Below are 23,727 nucleotides of genomic sequence, written 5' to 3'. Positions count from 1 at the left end.
TATTAAAAATTAAATTCCAAATTCCAAGTTTGATAATTTTGGAATTTGGAATTTAAAAAATGGAGATTTAAGTTTTTTATTTTTTTATTAAACCTAAATCTACCAGACGTTCATACAGGTAATCACCTGCTGTGATGTCTTCAAATTTCTTAGGATTCTCGGCATCAATACAGTTTTCTAAACAATCCAGACGCATATCGCTTACCGGGTGCATAAAAAACGGAATAGAAAAACGAGAAGTTCCCCATAATTCTCTCGGTGGGTTTACCACCTGATGAATTGTTGATTTTAGCTTGTTATTCGTATGTCTTGACAACATATCTCCAACGTTAATTACTAACTCATCGTCTTCAGCAATAGCATCAATCCATTCGCCATCGTGATTTTGAACTTGTAATCCTTTCCCCTGAGCCCCCATTAAAAGTGTAATCAGGTTAATATCACCATGAGCCGCTGCACGAATTGCATTTTCCGGTTCAGTAGTAATTGGCGGGTAATGGATAGGTCTTAAAATTGAATTTCCGTCTTTTGCGTACTGATCAAAATAAAATTCATCTAAACCTAAATGCAAAGCCAGTGCTCTCAACACATAAACGCCTGTTTTTTCAAGCATTTGATAAGCTTCTTTACCCACAACATTAAAACGTGGTAATTCTTTTACTTCTACGTTATCCGGATATTCCGAAGCGTATTTGGAATCTTTGTCAACATACTGACCAAAGTGCCAAAATTCTTTTAAATCTCCCTCTTTACGTCCTTTGGCATGTTCTTTTCCAAAAGAAACATAACCTCTTTGTCCGCCAATTCCGGGAATTTCATAATTATGCTTGGCTTCTAATGGTAAAGCGAAAAATTTTCGAATTTCACCATATAATTCGTCTACCAACTGATCATCAAGAAAATGACCTTTTAAGGCTACGAAGCCAATGTTTTCAAATGCACTGCCGATTTCATTTACAAATTTTTGTTTACGTTCCGGGTTGTCCGAAAGGAAATCACGTAAGTCTACACTAGGAATGTTTTGCATACTTTACATTTTTTATTAAAAGAGAAAAGACCATAGATAAGGTCTTTCAATAACAAAGGTATATAATATTTTATATTCGAATTTTAAATTTTAGTATAAAATTAGCCATTAGACCTAATTATTCTTTAACATCCGGAATTGTAAAGTTTTTTTATTCGCGCAGATTTAGCAGATTTAACAGATATTTTTGTTTCGTTATTTCGATAAAAAGAATCTGCTAAAGCTACGTGAGAAAATCTTTGAAGGTTTGGCTAATGCCCTTTTATACTTAATCAATTCCTGATCTCCAGTTAAAACTGAAGGCAATTGATTGAACATGTTACATGTTCAAAAAAAAACTAAATGAAGAAATCTAAATGATCCTAGAGACTACAGTTATAGAAGTATCTAGTTGAGTCCGAATTATTCGCATCCTCGTACGCTTAGCTATGTGAAAGAAATTTGTTTCTCTTCTACAACCTTTTTTTTTAAATAAAACCTATGTTTCTATGTGTTAAATATAATTTTGGCAGCTACCCACAAAGGAGTATAAAAATACTTTCAATATAATATTATGACTAACGGAACACCAAATTATTTTTTTGATTATACCACAATTTTCAGGCAATTATAGCACCCAATTATGTTAATTATTCTAAAAAACACTCTGATTACCAATAAAAAAAGCCTAAGTTTATAAAAAACAACATCATGAAAACAGGACTAATTGGATTTGGAAAAACAGGAAAAGCAGTAGCATCAGTAATTTTACAAAACAAAAATCTCTCTCTTTCATGGGTGATGAAAAAAAGCCATGCTCTCGAGAATCGGACTGCTGCAGAATATCTCGGAATTGATTCTGAGGAAACAGGAAAAATATATTCCAGCGCCTCTATTTCTATAGAGGAACTATTAGACAATCAACCCGTTGACGTTATAATTGATTTTTCGTCAAACTCGGGAATTTATACTTACGGAAAAGCGGCCGGAGAACGGAAAATAAAAATCATTTCGGCAATTTCACATTATACTGATAAGGAAAAAAAACTTCTAAAGTCACTTTCAAAAATCACAACCGTATTCTGGAGCCCCAATATTACGTTGGGTGTCAATTATTTACTTTTTGCCTCAAAATTTTTAAAGAAAATAACTCCTTGGGTAGATATCGAAATAATCGAAGAACATTTTAAAGGCAAAGACGGGATATCGGGAACGGCAATAAAAATTGCAGAAGCGCTTGATCTCGAAAAAGAAGATATTAATTCTGTTCGTGCAGGTGGAATAGTGGGCAAACACGAAGTCGTTTTTGGATTTCCGTTTCAGACCGTCAGACTTGTACACGAAAGTATCTCTCGTGAAGCATTTGGAAGCGGCGTTGTATTCGTAGCCGAAAATCTGGTCGACAAAAAGGAAGGCTTTTTTAATTTTGAAGATATACTTTCGCCTTATTTTGCTGTCTAAATCAACTTCAAATTATAGGGATAAATTCCAAAATTGACAGAATTCACTCTTTTTAACCAAATTGAATGTGATATTCCTATTTTTTTCTACTTTTAATGCTGCTAATTATTAATTTTCACTCTGTTAATTATCTAACAAATAATGTTAAAATTGTTATATTTTTATATATTTGAAAATTATAAAAAACAACCAAATGATCTTCAATAGACAAGAACTAACCGATTCACAGCTTTTAGATTTATATAAAAAATTATTAAAACCCCGTTTAATCGAAGAAAAGATGCTCATCTTGATTCGGCAGGGAAAAGTGTCCAAATGGTTCTCCGGAATAGGACAGGAAGCAATAGCCGTAGGTGTTACAGCCGTATTGGATGAATCAGAATACGTGCTGCCAATGCACCGAAATCTGGGTGTCTTCACCACAAGAAATATTCCATTGTATCGCTTATTTTCACAATGGCAAGGAAAAGCAAATGGCTTTACAAAAGGGAGAGACCGAAGTTTTCACTTTGGAACTCAGGAATACAATATTATTGGAATGATCTCACATCTGGGCCCTCAATTGGGAATTGCAGATGGAATTGCTCTGGCAGACAAACTTCAAAACAACAAAAAAATTACAGCTGTTTTTACGGGTGAAGGCGCTACAAGCGAAGGGGATTTTCACGAAGCTTTAAATATTGCCGCTGTTTGGAAATTGCCGGTAATGTTTGTTATAGAAAACAACGGTTATGGACTTTCGACCCCTACAAATGAGCAATATTTTTGCGAGAATCTTGCCGATAAAGGTATTGGTTACGGTATGGAAAGCCACATTATAGACGGTAACAATATATTGGAAGTATATACAAAACTGGCGCAGTTAAAAGCAGAAATGCAGGAGAATCCACATCCGGTTTTGTTAGAATTTAAGACCTTCAGAATGCGTGGCCATGAAGAGGCGAGTGGTACAAAATACGTTCCTCAGGAATTAATGGACGAATGGGCTGCTAAAGACCCTGTTGCGAATTACCGAAAATATTTAACAGAAACAGGTGTTCTAACAACCGAATTTGACGAAGCGCTACGCAGCGAAATAAAAAAAGAAATCGACGATAATTTAGCCATAGCAAATGCTGAACCTGAAATCGTTCCGACTTATAGTGGTGAATTAGATGATGTCTACAGACCTTATCAACACGAAGAGGTTAATCCAACTGCATCATCAGAAAATATTCGTTTTATTGACGCCATACGCAATGGTCTGAATGAATCTATGCAGCGTCATAAAAAACTAGTAATTATGGGACAGGACATTGCCGAATATGGTGGTGCCTTTAAAATTACAGATGGTTTTGTGGAACTTTATGGCAAAGACCGAGTTCGCAATACTCCAATCTGCGAAAGTGCCGTAGTTTCTGCCGGAATGGGATTATCGATAAATGGTTACAAAGCAATCGTGGAAATGCAATTCGCTGATTTTGTTTCGACAGGATTTAATCCAATTGTCAATTTATTGGCTAAATCGCATTATCGTTGGGGAGAAAATGCCGATGTTGTTGTTCGTATGCCTTGCGGCGGAGGGACACAGGCAGGGCCATTTCACTCTCAAACCAATGAAGCCTGGTTTACCAAAACTCCCGGATTAAAAGTGGTTTATCCGGCTTTCCCTTACGATGCTAAAGGATTATTGAACACCTCAATAAACGACCCGAATCCGGTATTGTTTTTTGAACACAAACAGTTGTATCGCAGCGTATATCAAGATGTTCCAACAGATTATTACACCATTCCATTTGGAAAAGCCGCTTTGTTAAAAGAAGGAAAAGCAGTAACGATCATTGCATTTGGAGCTGCCGTGCATTGGGCATTGGAGACATTAACTAAAAATCCGGAGATTGAAGCTGATCTGATCGATTTAAGAACGTTGCAGCCTTTAGATACCGAAACTATTTTTGCATCGGTTAGAAAAACTGGTAAGGTAATTATTTATCAGGAGGACACTTTGTTTGGAGGAATTGCAAGCGATATTTCGGCTCTGATTATGGAAGAATGTTTTGAATCTTTAGATGCTCCGGTGAAAAGAGTTGCGAGTTTAGACTCTCCAATTCCGTTTACAAAAGCCCTTGAAGATCAGTTTTTAGCTAAAAATCGTTTTGAAGAAGTTTTATTGGAATTATTAAAATATTAGACTTATTTTACCTTCATTAAACTTGTACTACCCAAAAACAATACATCATGAAAAAACTGTTTCTTTCTTTTTGCGCAGCTTCCTTACTGCTTTCCTGTAATAAAAGTGGTAAAACCACTGTCAATGCGTCTTTAGACAAAAAATTCGATCAATATAAAGAAGGTTTTGTTACCTCTTTATGGGAAATAAATCCGGACTGGGCTTCCAATGTCGGATACCATAAATTTGATAGCGTTTTAGTAATTCCGGACAGTAAAGAAGAAAAAAAACAACTTGATTTTGCTACAGCGCAATTAGATTCTTTAAAACAATATGATATTGACGAATTGTCTGATAAGAACAAAACTGATTTTTACATGATAAAAAATCATTTAGAAGACATTATTTTCAGTACTAAAGAACTAAAATCAGGAGAATGGAATCCTTCTGAATATAATGTTTGTGGTTCTTTTGCAGAAATTCTAAATGGAAATTATGATAGTTTGGAAGTTCGTTTAAAAGCTTTTAATACCAAAATGAACGGAATCCCGGCTTACTATGAAGCTGCAAAAAAGAACATTAAAAATCCAACTCTGGAACACACAGACCTTGCTATTGCTCAGAATTTAGGAGGATCAAGTGTATTTGAAGGAGAATTAAGCGACGCTTTGAAAAAAAGTAAGCTAACTGATGCAGAGAAAAAAGAAATTCTTGACAAAGCTAAAGTTTCGGTAAAAGCTATTGCAGATTATGCAGAATGGTTGAAAAAATTACCAAACAAAACACCTCGTTCTTTTAGATTGGGAGCTGAATTGTATGCTAAAAAATTCAATTTTGATATTCAATCAGGATACAATGTAGATCAAATTTATAAAATTGCGGTGGATCACAAAAAGGATCTTCATGACAAAATGTTTGTTATCGCAGGCAAACTTTGGACAAAATACAAAGGTACCGCTCCAAAACCGAATGATAAGCTAGATTTAATTAAGCAGGTTATTGATAAAATTTCACTACAACACACTACACCGGAAAAGTTTCAATCGGAAATCGAAAAACAAATTCCTGAACTGACCGCTTATGTTAAGGCAAAAGATTTGTTGTATATCGATCCGTCAAAACCACTTGTAGTGCGTAAAGAACCTGCTTATATGGCCGGAGTTGCCGGAGCTTCTATTTCTGCACCAGGCCCTTATGACAAAAATGGTAATACTTATTATAATGTAGGTAGTATGTCAGGTTGGACAGCAGAAAATGCTGAGAGTTATTTGCGTGAATACAATGATTATATTCTTCAGATTTTAAATATTCACGAAGCAGTTCCGGGACATTATACCCAATTGGTTTACAGCAATCAATCTCCAAGCATCATAAAATCTATTTTAGGAAATGGTGCCATGGTCGAAGGATGGGCAGTTTATGCTGAGAAAATGATGTTGGAAAGTGGCTATAAAAATTCTGATGAAATGTGGTTGATGTACTACAAATGGAATTTAAGAGCAACTTGTAATACTATTTTAGACATCAGCGTTCACACAAAGAATATGTCTAAAGTAGCGGCTCTTGACTTACTCATCAAAGAAGCTTTTCAACAACAAGCCGAAGCTGATGGAAAATGGAAACGTGTCACCTTATCTCAGGTTCAGCTATGTTCTTATTTTACCGGATATACAGAGATTTATAATCTAAGAGAAGAACTTAAAAAAGAACAAGGAAAAGATTTTAAACTGAAACAATTTCATGAAAAATTCTTAAGTTTTGGTAGTGCTCCCGTGAAGTACATTAAAGAACTGATGTTATCTAAAGAATAAAAAAAGGAGGCTTTTTCTAATATGAAAAAGCCTCCTTTTTTTTATAATCAGTCTTACAAATACCCCCAATAATATACTTTACTTTTGTTCGGTTCCGCAAAAGTAGTAGAGAATTAGTCAAATGTAAAGCACCATTCTAAGCCGTATTAAACTAAAGAGTTTAATACGGCTTTTTTTATGGATCTTATTTTAGTTAAGGTTTACAGTGGCATTTTTAGTCTCCGGTTTATTCTTCTCTCAAAATAGTTCAAAATATAAAGTCATCGATCTCAATATTTTGCGCTTTAAAAGTTAAATCTAACCGATTTTGTTATTCATGTAAAATCACTTGTACATAAAAACAAACACTTATTATTTTATTATAGACAGATATAACGATTGAGCTTTTGTCTGTAGTAGATAACACTATATTTATATGTAATCTATTACTTACAATATTAATTAACTAATAAAAAAATACAATTTATGATTGATATGTACAGAGAACCAGCTGCCGAATTAATTAAAGTGCCATGGCATGGAATTGTTTTAGACAGAGGCGTATTAAAAAAAGCAATTAAAAACTCTAGAGGAGAATATCTGTTCTCCGAAACAGGTGCGGGAGTACAGCCTTTGATAGTAATTGGAACTCTTCCGGAAATAGTGGACTTTTTTTACTCTCATAAAGAAACGATTATTTCAAATGAAATTAAATCCTTACCGGATATTTATATTGGTGTTTCAAAATTTTTAGAAAGGAGCAGGTACGATGGTACTTTTCCTATTCAAGGCGCCATAAATGCGCTAACGAAAAGCATTTTAGATTTTGTTCCCGGAAGTACCATTATTGATGTATTATCCAATGCTACAACATTTGGGACCATTCTAAAAGATATTCTAAATGGAAAATCGAAGATGAAACAGACAGATTTACTCTATTTAAAGATATCCTATATTAATGATTCTGAAAACAATGGAAAGAAAATAGGTACAGGTAAAACCTCTTTCGATGTAATATTCAGGTACTTATTAGATGTCAAAGAAACTCCGGTTTAATATTGAGTAACAGAATATAGAAGACGTTTTTTTTACTAAACCATTTAAATTACTTAAAATTATGACACAAGATCAGGAAAAAGAGCTTTTAAAAGCAATTTATGACAGAATGTTTGACGCTATTACGTATCAGCCATCAACAGGAACAAATCCGTTTAAAGAAACAGAAACTTTTATTCACTTTTCCAAAAACGCAGCAGTTGATGTTAAATCTTTTGCAAACCCCAGAACACCTTCAAACCCTTTAGGAGATTTAAAAAGTTCTGAAGAGTTTTCAAGAATGGTAGATCAGATTTCTCCAATGTCTTTGGAATGGTCTAATTCCAGTAATCCGCTTTCAAAAAATTACGAAGATATAGTACTAAGTGCAAACGCCAGTACAACTCCGGATCCTAAGCAGACGGAAATGTATGATAAAGCATATAATTATCTCCACCCCTTGAAAAATGAGAAGAATCCGTTTACAGGGGAAGAGGTGACTGCCCGAACAGATGGTGATGACTATGTCTTATACGAATCAAATCTTAATGATTATGTTGCAAGTGTAATAGCCTATAGAAGCGCCTATAATCTGTACTTGGATGATCTGGAGTCTAAAGATTCTTCTGTACAGGCTTCGGCAGACCGAAACTGGCAAACGAAAGCTCCTTTATTAGAAAACAATATCAAAGCCAGCTACAGAAAACTAACTGCCGGAAATGCGAAATATGTCGAACAGGCATTGGCTATTTTAAATACAACCATAAACGACGGTATTCGTCAGACCATTGTACGTGCAAGAGAAGCTGTAGGCGAGGATAATAAATTCAGTTCTTCTTTAGGTTTTTCTGATAAGTGGTTGTTTAGCTACTCGTCACCTGCAAACTGGACAGAGGAAGGAAATCTAAACTTTACTGAATTAAAAATCAGTGGAGGAAATACTAAAACCAGATCACAAGCAACAGAACATAGCTTTAGCGTAAGTACTGATGTCAATTATGGTCTATGGAAAGTAAAAGCAAGTGCAGAAGGGAGTTTCTCGCATTCCACCAGTAGTGCAGATAAGGATACTGTAGAAATTTCAGCAAAAATAGCTAAAGTAAACATCTTACGTCCATGGTTTTCAGAATCGTTGTTCCGTTTAGGCAGTTGGTCTACCAATATGTTGAAAAGCGGGGAAATATCCAATGGAAAGATTGATTCTACTAATGCCTCAAACTACATTCCAATGTATCCTGTTGCTTTTATTGTAGCAAAAGATATTTCAATAAAAGCTGCATTTAGTCATGAGGAAGAAGAGCATATTAAGGAATCTATGAAAACCAGCGCATCTGTAGGCTGGGGACCTATTTCTGTCAGCGGAAGCTATGGTTATGGGCACAGTGAAGATAAATTTGACTCTAATTTTCAAAATGGTGAGATTACAGTTCCGGGAATGCAAATCATAGGATGGGTCAGCAAGGTAATACCTTTTTCTCCAAAAGAAAATTCTTCCCAATAAGTACCTGAAAATTATCTGAAATATAAAAGTGATATAAGAAAAACCTATATCACTTTTATACAGTTACCAATAGTTTATATGAAAAATTTATGTGCCTTAATAGCTTCTGAGCTATCTGAAAAAGCGGATTGGGAAGCAACTACAGATAATAATCCAAAAGGTGATGCTGATGATACTGATGCTACTGTGAGTCAGGTACTTTTGCAGCTTACGGCTATTCCTATTATAATTGAAATCGATAAGTATAGAAATGCACAATCCAGCGCAAACCCTTCAGGTAGTTATCGGGCCGCATATCAATCTGCGTTATTATCGGATGCCGTTCCTTTGCTTAGTCCTGACTATATAGACAGCCTTAACTCTGTATCAAAAATATGGGGAAATATCGTTAATACAGCCAATACCTCTTCAGAATATACACAACAGCTTTTTGAAGAAGCAAAGAACACCTATAATTTGTCAAAACTTTCAGGTTTTGGCGGAATCCCTGAAAATTGGTTCAGTGTGCTCACAATACCTTATGATTGGTGTGATTTATTAGACAATGATGCTAACTTAACCGAAATTGAGATTGATGTAATTAACGGAGATACCGATTCTAAAGATTTTTTGGTTTTAAATGGAGATTCCAGTGTGTCATGGAAAATTTATGATTCCAATGAAACATGCACAGAAATACCATTGCATACAAATTCTATGATCACAAAAATTCACCTAAAAGTACTTCGCGTGGATTTCTATCGATCTTGGTTAAATATTGAAATTTTAAACACTCAGGAATGGAAAATTGACGGTTTAGAAAAAGGTCATTTTTCTAATGGAACTCTGATCGGGAATACAGGTAGTTTTCCGCTAATTCCACAGTCTGTTTTGATAGGATCAGAAGTTAAAATAACGGGGGATTTTCATCCTGAAGACCTGAATATTATAGCCGACAGTAAAGCCTCAGACGGTACTGTTTTTATGGAAACTTTTGCATTGAAAGATATGACAACCACTCCTTTCAATGCCGAAGGAGCAGATCAGAATACAGTCACATTAACATCAAATGTCAAACAAGTTTTAGGTTATATCAGTCGTTTAGTGCCCGAATGCCCTCCATTATCCGGAAACTAATCTTATAAAAATTGCCCTATATAATCATCGTGACAAATAACCATACAACGTAATAAATTTGATTTATCAAGAGAATTATAATACCAACTATCAAATCGAATAGGACGTCATAACTATTGCCTTACTATAAAAAACATAAAAATGAGAACTACAGACAACTCTGATGAAAAAAGCGTAAAGAATAATTTTGATACAGCTGCTTCAAGTGAACTTGGCATTTCTAAAGAAACCATAAATGAACTTAACGAAGGGATTAACAATATGATTTATTTTGCTGCACATAACGGTATACTGATTAATCCTGAAGTTAAAGACTTAATCCGAAACAGCTCTGTTGACGATTTACTTGAGGCCTATAATTTATTATCTAAAAACATCTCTCCCGCAACTCCGAAATCGATACTGTTTTATAAATCATTATCCAGCAAGTGGAACAATAAATATATGTTTAATCAAATGCCTCTCACGAGATATTTGTTTGCTGCAGCTTTTTTCTTTCTGATTTGTTTTATTTGCACAAGTCTGTCTTCTTATGTAAACATGAATTCGCTGGATGAAGGAATACTGAATAATAAAGGATTATCACTTTTAGTCAATCTGATCTATTTACTTTCCTTGTCAGGTTTAGGAGTTATGTTTTATTTTTTGAGATATATAAACAATTCAATCCGAAATGGCACAATTATCCCGGAAGATTCCATTAACTTTCCTATAGTCATTATTTTAGGACTCATTTCGGGTTTAATCATATCTGAAATCAATCTCTTCTCGTCTATCAATGATAAGGGAACCGGATTACTATTCAATAAAAGCGGGTTAGCACTCCTTGGCGGTTTTTCATCAGATGCCATTTTCAGTATTTTATATAGTGCAATTACAAAAATTAGAAAAAGTTTTGAGTTTCCCAAAGAAAGCACAGATCAATAGAATACTTTTTTGCAACACCTACTTTTCTTTCAAAATGCGCAAAGGCACATTCAGAGATAAGCAAATTTTTGAATGAAAAGGTAAAAGAATGACCAATATCCAGAACGCTTAACGTGATAGCCACTACTTGTAATCAAGTTAAGTTTTTAAAGAAACTTCTCCCTAATCTCAGCAGTAGGAATCATACAGCTTTCTTTTTTACCGTACCAGTTATATCGGTTTTTAGCAACATAATCATACACATAGTCACTTATAAAAATAGGAACAATTCTACATATAGAAATCAGTTTCCAGATTCCTCCAAAATTTCTCCCAATTTCAATAGCAGCAGAAGATTTATAAAAATAACTCACCCCGGGATTGTACAGAATAATACTGTCCATTTTAGAGAAACTTACACCAAGATGTTTGCAAATCGCAATGCCCAATTCCGATTGTAATGCCACAAATCTAAAAACGTCTTTTTTATCGTGTTTGATAATATATTGCACAGCAGAGTTGCATAAGTTACAAACACCGTCAAAAAGAATTATTTTTTTATTTTTTGGGAAATTGAGCATTGCTAAGTTTTATTTCAGATTTTTTGTTTTTTTTGTTTCAGGTTTCAAGTTTCAGGTTTCAGGTTTGGCGAATCTTACTATTAGTTTTAATTATCAAAAAAATAAATTTGATCGAAAATTTAAATTAAAAACAGCTTTCATAAATAAATTTTAAACCGCTTTTTAAAATATTCCATCTTCGTTACCCTCTTTTCAAAAATACGCTCTTAAAACGCTTTATTTGAATTTTCATTCTGTTTTTCTCCTTTTTTTAAATTTTCGAAACCAAAAACCGAGACTGAGACTGAAAGCTTAAAAAAATTACTTCTTCACAGCTTCAACCAACTCTAATTCATCTAAACTTACTTTCGAAGTAAAAATTCCATAATTTACGGTCGCCTTATTTTTTTCGATTGCATCAATACTTCCAACTGATCTTCCGTCTTGCATCCTTACGCGGTCTCCAACTTTTAGAATTGGCTTTGGTTTTTCGACAACCGGTTTCAGTTTCTTTTCCTTTTTCTCTTTTCTGATTTCTTCTACCCGCACCGTTACTTCAGCAATAACTTCTTTTTTCTTTTCAATTATAGCTTTGGTTTCTTTTGGAGTTGCTTTTTTGCGTTTGGAGTTTTCAATTTCCACAATTTTCAAAAATTCACCAATCAGTTCCTTTTTGTTTTTGTTATTGAAATATTTTTCCGAAATGTCCTCAATTTTTTGCCCAATGTAAATGGTCTTTTGGTTACTATCATACAATTCCTGATAACTCTCCAGTTTTTGTTTGATTTTTACATTGATGTTTTCCATTTTTTTACCTTCTTCACGCGCTCTCGTTTCTTCTTCTTTAAGGTTAAGAGATGTTTTTTCGAGTTTTGAACGCTCTTTTTGAAGGGTAGCAATGGTTTTATCAAAGCGAACTTTTCCAACTTCAATTTTCTTTTTCGCTCTGTTGATCAGTCCAAATGGGATTCCGTTTTTTAAAGCTACTTCAAAAGTAAATGAACTTCCGGCCTGTCCAAGAGCCAATTTGTACATCGGTTCTAATGTTTTCTCATCAAACATCATATTTGCATTGGTAGCAAAAGGCAATTCGTTGGCGAGAATTTTTAAATTAGAATAATGTGTGGTAATAATTCCGAACGCTTCACGATGGTAGAATTCTTCGAGGAAAATTTCCGCTAAAGCACCACCCAATTCAGGATCTGATCCGGTACCAAACTCATCAATCAGAAACATGGTTTTCTTGTTGCATTTTTTCAGGAAATAATTCATGTTTTTTAATCGATAACTATAGGTACTAAGGTGGTTTTCAATAGACTGATTATCACCAATATCTGTTAAAATCCGATCAAATAAGAACGTTTCACTTCTCTCATGAACCGGGATTAACATACCCGATTGCAACATCAATTGCAGCAATCCAACGGTTTTTAACGAAATTGTTTTTCCTCCTGCATTGGGTCCGGATATCACAATAATTCGGTTATCTTGCTTCAATTCAATGGTTTGCGGATGCGTAATTTCGTTTTTTTGCTTGTTATTCAAATACAAAATCGGATGATACGCTTCTCTAAAAAACAGCCTTCTTTCTTCGGTAATGGTTGGCAGAATTCCTTTAATTCTATTGGCATATTTTGCCTTCCCGGCAACAACATCAATATCACTCAAAAAGTCCTGATACTCAATCAAAAGAGGTAAGTAGGGACGTATTTCATTAGATAATTGCTTCAGAATTCGGGTAATTTCTTCTTTTTCTTCGTATTCTAAGTTGCTTAGTTCTCGCGAATATTGCAAAGTAGCTTCTGGCTCAATATAAGCGATGCTTCCGGTTTTTGAACTCCCTAAAATAGAGCCTTTTACTTTTCGGCGATACATGGCAAGAACAGCCAAAACCCTTCGGTTCTGAACAAAACTTTCTTTAATATCATCTAAGTAACCAAGACTGTTATTATGCGTAAGAGCCGCTCCAAAGCTTTGATTTACCTTGCCGCGAACAATATTCATACTCTGGCGAATGCTCAAAAGTGCCGGTGAAGCATTGTCTTTTATCTCACCGTATTTATCTACAATCGCATCAATTAGCGTAACTATATCCTTGGTATATTCAACTCTTGAAGCTCTGGCATTTAAATTTGGATAATAATCATCAAACTTCTGAAGGAAATTCAGCAAAAAGTTTGATGTTGAAGAAAGTGTAGCAATTTTTCTGAAACTGCCCACTTCAAGAAAACTATCCTCAATAGCCAGAAATTTGATTTCGTGCGTAATCGCATCAAAACCATGATTTGGAATAGCATTGTTATTCTCAAACGACGAAACGTATTCTGACGTCTGCATTAAAGCCTGCATCAATGTTTCTTTATCTCTAAATGGAGTTATTTCTAAAGCTTTTTGTTTTCCAATATCTGTATTACAGCCTGCTGAAATGGTTTCAAGCACCGTTGGAAATTGTAAATCTTGTAATGTTTTTTCGGTAATGGATATCATTATATATCGTAAGTTGTAAAGTTCAAAGTTACAAAGTTTTAAAACTAAATAGTAGTAATAATTGGTACTTTGCAAAAATCTTTACGAAATTTGTAATTAAATTTTATTTAAATGAAAATCAATCTTTCTTCAGAGTGGCAAACCGTTTTAGCAGACGAAATTCAAAAGACTTATTTTACGGAATTAACCGCAGCTTTAGCATTAGAATATCAAACGCAAATTTGCTATCCGCCGACAGAATTGATTTTTTCTGCTTTTAATACTTGTGATTTTAAAAACTTAAAAGTAGTGCTTATTGGCCAGGATCCTTACCATGGAGAAGGAGAAGCAAACGGTTTAAGCTTTTCGGTGAATGATACTGTCAAAATTCCGCCTTCTTTGCGCAATATCTACAGAGAGCTAAGCACTGATCTCGATTCGATTTTTATGCCAACTTCCGGAAATTTAGAAAAATGGGCAAAGCAGGGTGTCTTACTTTTAAATGCGTCATTAACGGTTCGAAAAGACAGTCCGAACAGTCATAAACATTTGAAATGGAATCTTTTTACCGATGCTGTAATTCAGGCTATTTCTGATCAAAAAGAAAATATTGTTTTTTTATTGTGGGGCGCTTTTGCTCAGAAAAAGGGATCCAAAATAGATCGCAACAAACATTTTGTTTTAGAATCCGGACATCCGTCACCAATGAGTGCTAATCAGGGAAAATGGTTTGGAAACAGACACTTTAGCAAAACTAATGCGTTTTTGAGAACTAAAGGAATTTCAGAAATTGAATGGCTCTAGGTTTAAACTACTTCAAATATTCGGCTAAAGCCTTTTTTATACTAATCAATTCTTTAACTCGAGCTAAAGCCGGAGCCAATTGATAAGAGCTTTATGAAGTTTATAATTTATTAAACTAATGTAGCTATGATAAAACCAATTTGTTATAAACCGAAGTTTACATCAATCAGACTACTATAACTATGATAAAATTAAACTGAAGTTTACTTTTTTGTAATTTCTTCCAAAACCGCTTTGTTCTCGTAATTGATTACTTTAAGAACAATTTCCTGATTTTTTACTGTCTTACCTTCAATCACATAAAGCTTTCCTTTTTTGAAAGGAACATTACTCTGATCAAAATCAACATCGCCATAAGTCAATGTATTTTTTACATCGGCCGTATCAACCCATTTTTCATTCAAAGTCTGAATTGCTTTATCGGAATATTGAAAAGGTTTGGTGCGCAAACTATTCAAAACCCTGGCATTTGGAAAGTAATTACATCGGGTATCTTTTCCACTAAAAACAAGGGCTACGAAAAAGCATCCCATAATCAAACCAATCAAATAATAAGCAAAACGATGTACAAACTTCATGAAATATTTTTTTTTGCAAAGGTACGCTAAAGTTCCCTTAAAATACAAGTAAATTAATATCGTTATCCGGCAAATCAAACCATTCGCCAATTGCTTTGTTGGTTAGAATTCCATGATACAAATAAACGCCGTTTTTTAAGCCTTTGTTACATCTGATAGAGCTTTCCAAACCACCCTCTTCGGCTATCTGAAGTAGGTAAGGAGTAAGCATATTACTTATTGAAAGTGAGGCCGTTTTAGAATATCTTGAAGGAATATTTGGTACACAATAATGCAGTACATTGCTTTTTATAAAGGTTGGTTTTTCATGCGTCGTAACCTCAGAGCTTTCAAAACAACCACCGGTATCGATGCTGACATCAACAATTACGGCTCCTTTTTTCATATGTTCCATCATCGTTTCTGTCACTACAATCGGACAACGTTCTTTACCACGCATGGCACCAATCGCTACATCACAACGTCTTAATGCTTTTAGCAACGCTTTCTGCTGAATGGTAGAAGTAAAGATTCGCTGATTTAAATTGTTTTGTAAACGACGTAATTTGGTAATCGAATTATCAAAAACTTTGACATTAGCTCCCAAACCTATAGCCGTTTTTGCTGCAAACTCACCAACAGTTCCGGCTCCTAAAATAACAACTTCAGTAGGAGGGACTCCGGTTATATTTCCAAATAAAAGTCCTTTTCCGAATTCATCGGTAATCATTAATTCTGCAGCAATGAGTATAGAAGCAGCTCCAGCAATTTCGCTTAAAGATTTTACGGCAGGGTAAGAGCCGTCTTCATCTTTAATGTATTCAAACGCAAGTGCGGTAATCTTTTTTAAGGCTAAAGCTTCAAAATAAGCTCTCTTTTTTGTTTTAAGCTGAATTGCAGAGATGATAATCGTTTCAGGATTAATCATTTCGATCTCTGCCAGGGTAGGCGGCTCTACCTTGAGAAGCATCGGACAGCCAAAAACTTTTTTGGTATCTTTTGTTACTTCAGCACCGGCATCAGCATACTCTTTGTCAGAGTAACTTGAACTTTCCCCAGCTCCCGACTCAATCATCACGCGGTGCCCTTCGTAGGTCAACGAATTTACGGCATCCGGTGTCAAACAAATACGACGTTCCTGATAACTTGTTTCTTTAGGAATCCCTATAAAAAGCTCTCTTTTAAATCGGCCAATTTCAAGTTTTTCTTCTTGTGGCAACAATTGTTGTTTCGTAAATGGAGTTAATGTAATTGACATGGGTAGTGGGAAAATTAAGAATACAATGGAGTTAAGGTAATCGACATGGGTTGAGGGAAAAATTAAGAGTACAAATTACGTAAAAAGTTTTAAAATCAATGCAAATATTCTGCTAATACTGCATTAATAATCAGGACAGTATTTTTTCCATTTTAATATTGGCTCTTTCATACACTCCGTCTTCTAACGGGATTTCGATAAAACCAAATTTTTCATACAGATGAATTGCCGGAAGGAGAATGCGGTTAGAGTACAAAATCAGTTTTTTAATTTGATTTTCTTCAGCCACAGCCATGCAATGAACCAACATTTTATTTCCAATTCCCAAGCCTTGTGCTTTCTCCGAAATTGCCATTTTTCCTAATTCAAATGTCGTGGCATCAATTTTAATCAGAGAAAAAGTTCCGATAACCTCATCATTATACAACGCATAAAAAATCATTCCACCTTTATCGATAATATATTCCTGTGGATTTGAAAGTACTATCTCGTCTTTTTCTTCCACTTTAAAATACTTTTGCAACCATTCTAAATTTAAGGTTTTGACAGGTTCTTTTAAATCAGGAGAGTAGGGGACTATTTTTACTTGATCTTGGATACTCATTTCTATTTTAAACTAAGTTTAGTTCTCTTTTGCCATCAGCCAATAATTCAATTGTAACAACGGAATGTTCATCAGGAATCAAACTTGCAATCTTTTCGGACCATTCAATAAAACACCAGTTTCCGGAATACAAATAATCATCAACCCCCATATCAAGCGCTTCGGTTTCTTTGTTTAAACGGTAAAAGTCGAAATGATACACTATTTTATGATCAGCAGTATCATACTCGTTAACTAAAGAAAATGTTGGGCTACTGGTAGCATCTTCAACCCCCAAGGCCTTACATAATTCCTTGATTAAAGTTGTTTTCCCAACGCCCATTTCCCCATTAAAAAGGATAATTTTCTTTGGATTTTGAGCCAAAATTTGCTCTGCTACTTCTTTAAGCTGATCTGCTGAAAAAACGATATTCATTTTTTGTTTTACTTTTTTTAATTAAAATTTCAGTCACAATTTTCGGTCTCAGTCTTAAACGAAAACTGAAAACCGTGACTAAAAACTCTTTCCTCTTTATTTAGGATTAAATACCAAGAACGGAATAATCATTTCTTCTAATGAAATTCCTCCGTGTTGGTAAGTATTTTTATAATAACTCACGTAATGATTGTAATTGTTTACATACGCCAAAAAGAAATCGTTTTTGGCAAAAATAAAAGAACTACTCATATTTATAGCAGGCAAACCAATTACTTTAGGTTCCTTAACCACATAAACGTCTTTTTGCTCGTAGGTCAAACTACGGCCGGTTTTATAACGCAAATTTAGACTTGTATTTTTATCTCCAACAACTTTTGAAGGGTTTTTTACATTAATTGTTCCGTGATCTGTTGTTAAAACCAATTTGAAGCCTAAAAGTTGCGCTTGCTGAATGATTTCCAACAACGGGGAATTTTTGAACCAGCTCAGTGTTAAAGAGCGATAGGCTTTATCATCAGAAGCCAGTTCTTTTACGACTTCCATTTCTGTTTTAGCATGCGAAAGCATGTCGACAAAGTTGTAGACAACCGTTACCAAATCATTACCCTTTAGAGCCTTAAAGTTTTCGGCAAGTTTTTTACCTCCTGCGTAATTGGTGATTTTAAAATAATCTTGTTTTATGTCTAGTCCCAGGCGTTTTAATTGTGCAGTCAAAAACTCGGCTTCGTAAAGGTTTTTTCCTCCGTCTTCAACGTCATTTTTCCAATATTGCGGAAACTGTTTTTCCATCTCTATAGGCAATAATCCCGAGAAAATAGCATTTCTGGCATATTGGGTAGCCGTAGGAAGAATCGAGAAATACGGCACTTCTTTTTCTAATTTATAGAAATTTGAAACTACAGTTTCAAAAGATTTCCATTGGTCATAACGCAAATTATCTATCACAACAAACAATATAGGTTTGTCCTTCTTTTTAATCTCCGGTACTACTAATTCTTTGAATAAATTATGCGATTGAATCGGTTTATCTGCTTTTGGCTCAAACCAATCTTCATAATTGCGTTCAATATATTTACCAAATTGAGAATTAGCCTCGACTTTTTGAGACTCTAAAATTTCAATCATCGCCTGATCGTTAATATTTTCGAGTTCTAATTCCCAGAATAAAAGTTTTTTATACAATTCAACCCAATCTTCATAGGAGTTGACCATTGCCAGTTCCATTGAGATTTTTCTAAATTCTTTCTGATAGTCCAGGGTTGTTTTTTCTGAAATCAATCTCGAATGGTCCAGATTCTTCTTCAAACTCAATAAAATCTGATTCGGATTTACCGGTTTGATCAAATAGTCGGCGATTTTAGAACCAATGGCTTCTTCCATTATATATTCTTCTTCGCTTTTGGTAATCATAATCATCGGTATGGCTGATTTTTTTTCTTTCATTTCCGAAAGTGTTTCCAAACCGCTCATTCCGGGCATATTTTCATCTAAAAAAACAATATCAAAATTATCTTCTTCAAAGAGGGAAATAGCATCCAAACCATTGTTGCAGGTTGTTACTGCATAATTTTTTTTCTCTAGAAATAATATATGTGGCTTTAAAAGGTCAATTTCATCATCAACCCAAAGTATTTTTATTTTATCCATAACTGTTTATCTATTCAAAAGTATTAAAATCTATTGGCAATTTACTCCTTTTTAAAACGGCTATTTATTAATATTATGATAATTTTTATTATAAAAAAACAAAAAAACCATCGGATATATTACACTCGATGGTTTTTGTTGAAATTAAGTTCCTGAGTTTTTTTATTGTTTCATCTTTTTGTGATTAAAAAAACACATCTGAACTTGAAATTCTATCTATTGTCCATTTGCCTTTTTCTTTTTTCATAAAAACAAGCTTTGCCATTCCTCCATCTCTACCATAAATGTCATACGTAAAAATTAAATATTCCCTATTATAATAATACATTGGCTCTGAAATATAAATCCAAAGTTGTGATCTCGAATATTCATTTATTGAATCATTTTTTATAGCCTGCTGTTTTTTAAGCACAAAGTTGAATTCTGAAAAATCCTCTTTTTTCCAATATCTTTTTAAAGTATTATTAATGTATTTATCATATGCTTTTTTATACGCTATATCATTCTGTAAAACAATTGGTTTAAAATCAACGTCAAAATAAGGGCTAGCCGATTTGTATTCCTTAAATTCAGATAATACTTTTTTGTAATCAACTTTCTCTTCTTGAAGAATATAGTTTTTTGAAGGATCAATATTTTCTTGCCTTAAGAATACTCTTACTGGCTCATAATTTTTAAGATATTTGCTAGTAGTACATGACAACATGAAAAAAGGGATAGCAAACAATATTATTTTAAATTGTTTCATAATTTTACTTTCACATTGTATTCTTAACAAATGAGCTCTTATAAACAGCCACTACAACTATAGTCGCCTATTCTTTCGACCAATACCCATTTCTTTCCCTCTTTTTTCATTACCACCACAATTTGAGGATCAGCACTATATAAATAATTATCAATACGATAAAAAAACATAACATATTTTTTATCCCAATAATAAATTGGCTCCGATAAAACGACAACATATTTGACATCTTTCAAGTCTGGGTTCTTTTTAGAAAAAGTATAGGTAAAAAGTTGTTCTCTTTTTCCCTCAACAAACTTGTATCCCTGAAAATCTTTATCACTCCAATATCTTGTAATAGTATCACTAGAATATTTTGCATATAATTTATTCCAATGTTTTTCATCAAATAATTTGCTTGTATAATCTATAGTATTTGGATTTACAATATGTTTAGCGCCTTCACCTCGGTTAAAAATTCTTAAAGTTTGATAATTACTTTCCTTCGTTCGTAAAATATAGTTTTTATCTCTGGAAACATTTTCTAATTCTAAAAAAGTATTTATTGGATCATAATTTTTAAGGTATGATGAACTACAAGAAAAAAAGGAAAACGAAACAACTATAGGTATTATTCTTTTTAATATTATCATAACATTTTTTTGAGTTAGGATTTCCTTTAGCATTTCAATCTTATGGAGGCAGTCCTATAAACACATTAATCAATGTCTAAAACAGATTTATTATCGATAATGACTATTATCCTCTATTGCTCACAACAATCCATTTACCTTTTTCTTTTTTCATAATCACAACCTTTGATTGTGAACTGCCAAAAAAAGGAAATATATTAAACGAAAACATAATATATTTCCTATCCATATAGAACATTGGTTCTGAAATTAAAATAACGGAATCAACTTCACTATTAAGATACTTATCGAGAAAAGTTGATCTCAAAACCAGCCCTCTTCCTTTCTCCAAAATAAAATTATATTCAGGAAAGTCTTCTTTCTTCCAATATTTTTTTACTGTATCATTGATATAGCTGTTGTACATTTCTCTCCAGTGTTTCTCTACAAACAAACCCTCTCTATAATCTAAAGGAACATTCATCTCTCTAAGGGGATCCGGACCTTCACCTCCATTAAATATATCTAATGCAATTATATTGGGTTCTTTATCCGCCTGTAAAACATACTTTCTCTTTTTATCTAATTTTAGAGTCTCTAAAAATACATTGATAGGCTCATAAGTTTCTACATATTGTGCACTGGCAGGTAATACAATACAAAAGAAAAGAACAAATTGGAGTCTGTTTTTTAATCGTTTCATAAGTTTTACTTTTCTATTACTGATCCCTTTTCTACAAAATATCTCTCGTGTACTCAAAAAACAAATTAATCGTCAACGATAAACGTAATCTCCAATTACTTTAATGACAGTCCATTTTCTTTTTTTACAATCACCGTTCGTGGTTCTTGATAGTTACCAAGATCTAACATGCTAAAATAAGACACAATATATTCGCTACAGACAAGCCTGGAGGACGATTTGAGCAGCATTCAAGTACTGATATACTACTTTTGTTTTATAAAACAAGATTCTGTTTTAATAATAAACGTAATCTCCAATCACCCTCACAACAACCCATTTTCCTTTTTCTTTTTTCATAATTACAACTTGTGGTTGTAAACTACCTAAGAAAGATGACATATTGAAATAAAACATAATGTATTCTTTATTCTTATAGTAAATCGGTTCGGATATACTTATTACTTGATCAACTCTACTATTCATATATCTTATCGAGAAATCATATTTCATTATCCCTTCACCATCCTCCAATATAAAATCATATCCAGGAAAATCTTCTTTCTTCCAATATTTTTTAACTGTGTCATTAATGTAGTTCTTATACATTTTTTGCCAATATTTTTCTGCAAACAAACCACCAGTATAATCTATATCATTTATTGAATCAATAGCATGATCTGGTCCTTCCCCTCCATTAAATATTCTCAAAACCGCTCTACTATATATCTTATCTCTTTGTAGAATGTATTTTTTGCTTTTATCTACTTTTTTAGTTTCCAGAAAAACATTTATCGGTTCATTATCTTTATTATGTAAACTACTGGCACATGACAAAACAAAGAAAGGAATTAGTATAAATATTTTTTTTAATTGTTTCATATAAGTAAAAGTTAGTTTTTATTGGATGTAATATTTCAAATGTTATTTTTTACATGATACGCCTTTTGGAGAATAAGTACCATATTGAGAACCATTTTTTTCAGCAGTCACTCGACCTGAAATCCTTACACGATCTTTATAATTTATCGATTGTGGATTATTTGGATATAATGTATTAAAATAAGTCGTGTCAAAAAGCCCCGACCATGCCAAATCAGTATATATCTGTGAAGCTGTTCCTAATGGCGTACTAATACCTGTGTGAAATTCCTGAATAGTAGCCGCTATAGTACTAACATACTTCTCAGCAATTAGCTCATGATGAGCAGCAGGAAGTATACTTTTATCATTTGTAATTTGGTATTGTACATAAGCTTCATAAACTGTCGGAAAATCATAAATTCCCGGAGCTCCATTAGCTTTATTTTGTTCTAACAAACTAATCAAATAAGCATGAACAACCTCATGCGCCATCGTAGTTGCTACAGACAAATCAGTAGGACGATTTGGATTACCACTACCATTGATGTAATCTTGATTGAAAACCATAGTAACATCAGTACTTGTACCTTTAGTTGGTATAGTATTTGCCCAGAGATTAGATTGGTTATCTTTAAATGATCCGGTTGACATATGTATTGTAAAAATGGAGCCGTCAGCATTAAAACGTCTTAACATTGACGCAATATCCCCATCATTCAGATTTTTTAATCTGTTAAGGATATCTTTGGTACAGGGATCAAGATTGGTATCATCAATATAGTCTTCAATGGCTTCTGCCGCATCTACCGAATCACCGCTTCCGCCGCCATCAGGAGGCGTTTGTTCCTCTTGGCCGGCTCCGCCACCGCCACCGGTACATTCCCACCAGTCCCGTATTAGTCGATCCTGACCGGTTTCGGGATTCACATAAAAAAGCCCCCAATGTATACATCTTCCCCTGGCTGTTAAGGAAGGTTTTTTATTTCTGATGATCGGTTTTTTACCGTTAACCGAAATTAAGTTATTTTTCGCATTGTACAGCTGAATCCAATTGATTTCTGTTCCTTCTAAGTCCTTAGAAAAAGAAACCTTTAGGTTATAATCAAAAACAGCCGTAGTACTGTTCTTTGTCACAATCAGAACCGGAAATAAATAGCTTGAAATTTTCTTGTTTTTAGTATCCTTATAATAAATCGGCTTTTGTGAAACCAGCGGAACAAATAAGGTATCGTTTTTAAAATCGGCTTTTGCCCAGTCCGGATTCCCGGTAAAGTAGCTGTTCTCTTTTATTTTTACCGGATTATGGCTGAAATAGTTTTGAGCCTGCTGTAGTACAGAAGTTGCATTGGTCTGTTCTTTACTGTTAGAGTCCTCCTGAGAGCAGGCGTTTAACAAAAAAAATACAGAACAGAAAAACAGTAATTGGGTATATCTTTTATTCATGGCTTTGTTTTTTATTGTCCTTATTTTTTTACAATACTATAATAAAATTCCTAAAAAAGCAATATACAAAAGCTATACTTTTCATATTTGAAGGCCATCGT

General features: G+C 33.8%; 21 protein-coding genes. 8 read left to right on the top strand and 13 right to left on the bottom strand.

Annotation, left to right across the window (positions count from 1 at the left end):
* Positions 1–76: 76 nt before the first annotated feature.
* Positions 77–1,027, bottom strand: a complete 951-nt coding sequence (locus tag G3A47_RS16425; protein ID WP_166924290.1) for an isopenicillin N synthase family dioxygenase — start codon at positions 1,025–1,027, stop codon at positions 77–79.
* A gap of 690 nt (positions 1,028–1,717) precedes the next feature.
* Between G3A47_RS16425 and G3A47_RS16420 the strand changes: the two genes are divergently transcribed.
* From G3A47_RS16420 to G3A47_RS16390, 7 genes are all read left to right on the top strand, one after another.
* Positions 1,718–2,467, top strand: a complete 750-nt coding sequence (locus tag G3A47_RS16420; protein ID WP_166924288.1) for a 4-hydroxy-tetrahydrodipicolinate reductase — start codon at positions 1,718–1,720, stop codon at positions 2,465–2,467.
* A gap of 193 nt (positions 2,468–2,660) precedes the next feature.
* The gene (locus G3A47_RS16415; RefSeq protein ID WP_166924286.1) at positions 2,661–4,637 is read left to right on the top strand and encodes an alpha-ketoacid dehydrogenase subunit alpha/beta; all 1,977 of its coding nucleotides are present in this window, start codon (positions 2,661–2,663) and stop codon (positions 4,635–4,637) included.
* A gap of 47 nt (positions 4,638–4,684) precedes the next feature.
* The gene (locus tag G3A47_RS16410; RefSeq protein ID WP_166924284.1) at positions 4,685–6,427 is read left to right on the top strand and encodes a DUF885 domain-containing protein; all 1,743 of its coding nucleotides are present in this window, start codon (positions 4,685–4,687) and stop codon (positions 6,425–6,427) included.
* 465 nt (positions 6,428–6,892) lie between these two features.
* Positions 6,893–7,462 (top strand): hypothetical protein, encoded by a 570-nt coding sequence (locus tag G3A47_RS16405; RefSeq protein ID WP_166924283.1) that lies wholly within the window; start codon positions 6,893–6,895, stop codon positions 7,460–7,462.
* A 61-nt stretch (positions 7,463–7,523) separates the two neighbouring features.
* Positions 7,524–8,942: a hypothetical protein gene (locus tag G3A47_RS16400; protein WP_166924281.1), complete on the top strand. Its 1,419-nt coding sequence runs from the start codon at positions 7,524–7,526 to the stop codon at positions 8,940–8,942.
* Positions 8,943–9,020: 78 nt separating this feature from the next.
* Positions 9,021–10,058: a hypothetical protein gene (locus tag G3A47_RS16395; protein ID WP_166924279.1), complete on the top strand. Its 1,038-nt coding sequence runs from the start codon at positions 9,021–9,023 to the stop codon at positions 10,056–10,058.
* Between the two features lie 141 nt (positions 10,059–10,199).
* Positions 10,200–10,985: a hypothetical protein gene (locus tag G3A47_RS16390; protein ID WP_166924277.1), complete on the top strand. Its 786-nt coding sequence runs from the start codon at positions 10,200–10,202 to the stop codon at positions 10,983–10,985.
* 146 nt (positions 10,986–11,131) lie between these two features.
* Here the strand turns inward: G3A47_RS16390 and G3A47_RS16385 are convergent, their stop codons facing one another.
* Together G3A47_RS16385 and G3A47_RS16380 are read right to left on the bottom strand one after the other, a co-directional pair.
* Positions 11,132–11,545 (bottom strand): thiol-disulfide oxidoreductase DCC family protein, encoded by a 414-nt coding sequence (locus G3A47_RS16385; RefSeq protein WP_166924275.1) that lies wholly within the window; start codon positions 11,543–11,545, stop codon positions 11,132–11,134.
* 300 nt (positions 11,546–11,845) lie between these two features.
* Positions 11,846–14,011: an endonuclease MutS2 gene (locus G3A47_RS16380; protein ID WP_166924273.1), complete on the bottom strand. Its 2,166-nt coding sequence runs from the start codon at positions 14,009–14,011 to the stop codon at positions 11,846–11,848.
* Between the two features lie 111 nt (positions 14,012–14,122).
* Between G3A47_RS16380 and ung the strand changes: the two genes are divergently transcribed.
* Positions 14,123–14,794, top strand: a complete 672-nt coding sequence (ung, locus tag G3A47_RS16375) for a uracil-DNA glycosylase (protein ID WP_166924271.1) — start codon at positions 14,123–14,125, stop codon at positions 14,792–14,794.
* 203 nt (positions 14,795–14,997) lie between these two features.
* On the opposite strand, the gene G3A47_RS16370 is transcribed toward ung, so the two are convergent.
* From G3A47_RS16370 to G3A47_RS16325, 10 genes are all read right to left on the bottom strand, one after another.
* On the bottom strand, positions 14,998–15,372 hold the full coding sequence (locus tag G3A47_RS16370) for a DUF4258 domain-containing protein (protein ID WP_166924269.1): 375 nt from the start codon (positions 15,370–15,372) through the stop codon (positions 14,998–15,000).
* Between the two features lie 37 nt (positions 15,373–15,409).
* A complete protein-coding gene (locus tag G3A47_RS16365) occupies positions 15,410–16,609 on the bottom strand; it encodes an alanine dehydrogenase (RefSeq protein ID WP_166924267.1) in 1,200 nt (399 codons plus the stop codon).
* Positions 16,610–16,739: 130 nt separating this feature from the next.
* Positions 16,740–17,213 carry a GNAT family N-acetyltransferase gene (locus tag G3A47_RS16360; protein WP_166924265.1) on the bottom strand — a complete coding sequence of 158 codons (474 nt, stop codon included), beginning with the start codon at positions 17,211–17,213 and terminating at the stop codon, positions 16,740–16,742.
* A 7-nt stretch (positions 17,214–17,220) separates the two neighbouring features.
* Positions 17,221–17,628: a tRNA (adenosine(37)-N6)-threonylcarbamoyltransferase complex ATPase subunit type 1 TsaE gene (gene tsaE / locus G3A47_RS16355; protein WP_166924263.1), complete on the bottom strand. Its 408-nt coding sequence runs from the start codon at positions 17,626–17,628 to the stop codon at positions 17,221–17,223.
* Positions 17,629–17,724: 96 nt separating this feature from the next.
* Positions 17,725–19,278: a T9SS response regulator signal transducer PorX gene (porX, locus tag G3A47_RS16350; RefSeq protein WP_166924254.1), complete on the bottom strand. Its 1,554-nt coding sequence runs from the start codon at positions 19,276–19,278 to the stop codon at positions 17,725–17,727.
* 184 nt (positions 19,279–19,462) lie between these two features.
* Entirely contained in the window at positions 19,463–20,026 is a 564-nt protein-coding gene (locus G3A47_RS16345) for a hypothetical protein (RefSeq protein ID WP_166924252.1), read from the bottom strand.
* A 38-nt stretch (positions 20,027–20,064) separates the two neighbouring features.
* The gene (locus G3A47_RS16340; RefSeq protein ID WP_166924250.1) at positions 20,065–20,658 is read right to left on the bottom strand and encodes a hypothetical protein; all 594 of its coding nucleotides are present in this window, start codon (positions 20,656–20,658) and stop codon (positions 20,065–20,067) included.
* 106 nt (positions 20,659–20,764) lie between these two features.
* Positions 20,765–21,340: a hypothetical protein gene (locus G3A47_RS16335; protein WP_166924248.1), complete on the bottom strand. Its 576-nt coding sequence runs from the start codon at positions 21,338–21,340 to the stop codon at positions 20,765–20,767.
* Between the two features lie 276 nt (positions 21,341–21,616).
* The gene (locus G3A47_RS16330) at positions 21,617–22,201 is read right to left on the bottom strand and encodes a hypothetical protein (RefSeq protein ID WP_166924247.1); all 585 of its coding nucleotides are present in this window, start codon (positions 22,199–22,201) and stop codon (positions 21,617–21,619) included.
* A 42-nt stretch (positions 22,202–22,243) separates the two neighbouring features.
* Complete coding sequence (locus tag G3A47_RS16325) at positions 22,244–23,626, bottom strand: type III secretion system effector protein (RefSeq protein ID WP_166924245.1); 1,383 nt, start codon at positions 23,624–23,626, stop codon at positions 22,244–22,246.
* Positions 23,627–23,727: the final 101 nt, after the last annotated feature.

Origin of the sequence: Flavobacterium poyangense (assembly GCF_011751075.1) — a bacterium.
Classification (GTDB): Bacteria; Bacteroidota; Bacteroidia; order Flavobacteriales; family Flavobacteriaceae; genus Flavobacterium; species Flavobacterium poyangense.
The sequence above is the reverse complement of the archived record's forward strand: the minus strand, read 5'-3'. Positions and strand labels throughout refer to the sequence as shown.

What these genes read in the sequence shown, in the direction of transcription:
- G3A47_RS16425 (WP_166924290.1), bottom strand. Translation starts at nt 1,027, where the DNA reads ATGCAAAACATTCCTAGTGTAGACTTACGTGATTTCCTTTCGGACAAC.
- G3A47_RS16420 (WP_166924288.1), top strand. Translation starts at nt 1,718, where the DNA reads ATGAAAACAGGACTAATTGGATTTGGAAAAACAGGAAAAGCAGTAGCA.
- G3A47_RS16415 (WP_166924286.1), top strand. Translation starts at nt 2,661, where the DNA reads ATGATCTTCAATAGACAAGAACTAACCGATTCACAGCTTTTAGATTTA.
- G3A47_RS16410 (WP_166924284.1), top strand. Translation starts at nt 4,685, where the DNA reads ATGAAAAAACTGTTTCTTTCTTTTTGCGCAGCTTCCTTACTGCTTTCC.
- G3A47_RS16405 (WP_166924283.1), top strand. Translation starts at nt 6,893, where the DNA reads ATGATTGATATGTACAGAGAACCAGCTGCCGAATTAATTAAAGTGCCA.
- G3A47_RS16400 (WP_166924281.1), top strand. Translation starts at nt 7,524, where the DNA reads ATGACACAAGATCAGGAAAAAGAGCTTTTAAAAGCAATTTATGACAGA.
- G3A47_RS16395 (WP_166924279.1), top strand. Translation starts at nt 9,021, where the DNA reads ATGAAAAATTTATGTGCCTTAATAGCTTCTGAGCTATCTGAAAAAGCG.
- G3A47_RS16390 (WP_166924277.1), top strand. Translation starts at nt 10,200, where the DNA reads ATGAGAACTACAGACAACTCTGATGAAAAAAGCGTAAAGAATAATTTT.
- G3A47_RS16385 (WP_166924275.1), bottom strand. Translation starts at nt 11,545, where the DNA reads ATGCTCAATTTCCCAAAAAATAAAAAAATAATTCTTTTTGACGGTGTT.
- G3A47_RS16380 (WP_166924273.1), bottom strand. Translation starts at nt 14,011, where the DNA reads ATGATATCCATTACCGAAAAAACATTACAAGATTTACAATTTCCAACG.
- ung (WP_166924271.1), top strand. Translation starts at nt 14,123, where the DNA reads ATGAAAATCAATCTTTCTTCAGAGTGGCAAACCGTTTTAGCAGACGAA.
- G3A47_RS16370 (WP_166924269.1), bottom strand. Translation starts at nt 15,372, where the DNA reads ATGAAGTTTGTACATCGTTTTGCTTATTATTTGATTGGTTTGATTATG.
- G3A47_RS16365 (WP_166924267.1), bottom strand. Translation starts at nt 16,609, where the DNA reads ATGTCAATTACATTAACTCCATTTACGAAACAACAATTGTTGCCACAA.
- G3A47_RS16360 (WP_166924265.1), bottom strand. Translation starts at nt 17,213, where the DNA reads ATGAGTATCCAAGATCAAGTAAAAATAGTCCCCTACTCTCCTGATTTA.
- tsaE (WP_166924263.1), bottom strand. Translation starts at nt 17,628, where the DNA reads ATGAATATCGTTTTTTCAGCAGATCAGCTTAAAGAAGTAGCAGAGCAA.
- porX (WP_166924254.1), bottom strand. Translation starts at nt 19,278, where the DNA reads ATGGATAAAATAAAAATACTTTGGGTTGATGATGAAATTGACCTTTTA.
- G3A47_RS16345 (WP_166924252.1), bottom strand. Translation starts at nt 20,026, where the DNA reads ATGAAACAATTTAAAATAATATTGTTTGCTATCCCTTTTTTCATGTTG.
- G3A47_RS16340 (WP_166924250.1), bottom strand. Translation starts at nt 20,658, where the DNA reads ATGATAATATTAAAAAGAATAATACCTATAGTTGTTTCGTTTTCCTTT.
- G3A47_RS16335 (WP_166924248.1), bottom strand. Translation starts at nt 21,340, where the DNA reads ATGAAACGATTAAAAAACAGACTCCAATTTGTTCTTTTCTTTTGTATT.
- G3A47_RS16330 (WP_166924247.1), bottom strand. Translation starts at nt 22,201, where the DNA reads ATGAAACAATTAAAAAAAATATTTATACTAATTCCTTTCTTTGTTTTG.
- G3A47_RS16325 (WP_166924245.1), bottom strand. Translation starts at nt 23,626, where the DNA reads ATGAATAAAAGATATACCCAATTACTGTTTTTCTGTTCTGTATTTTTT.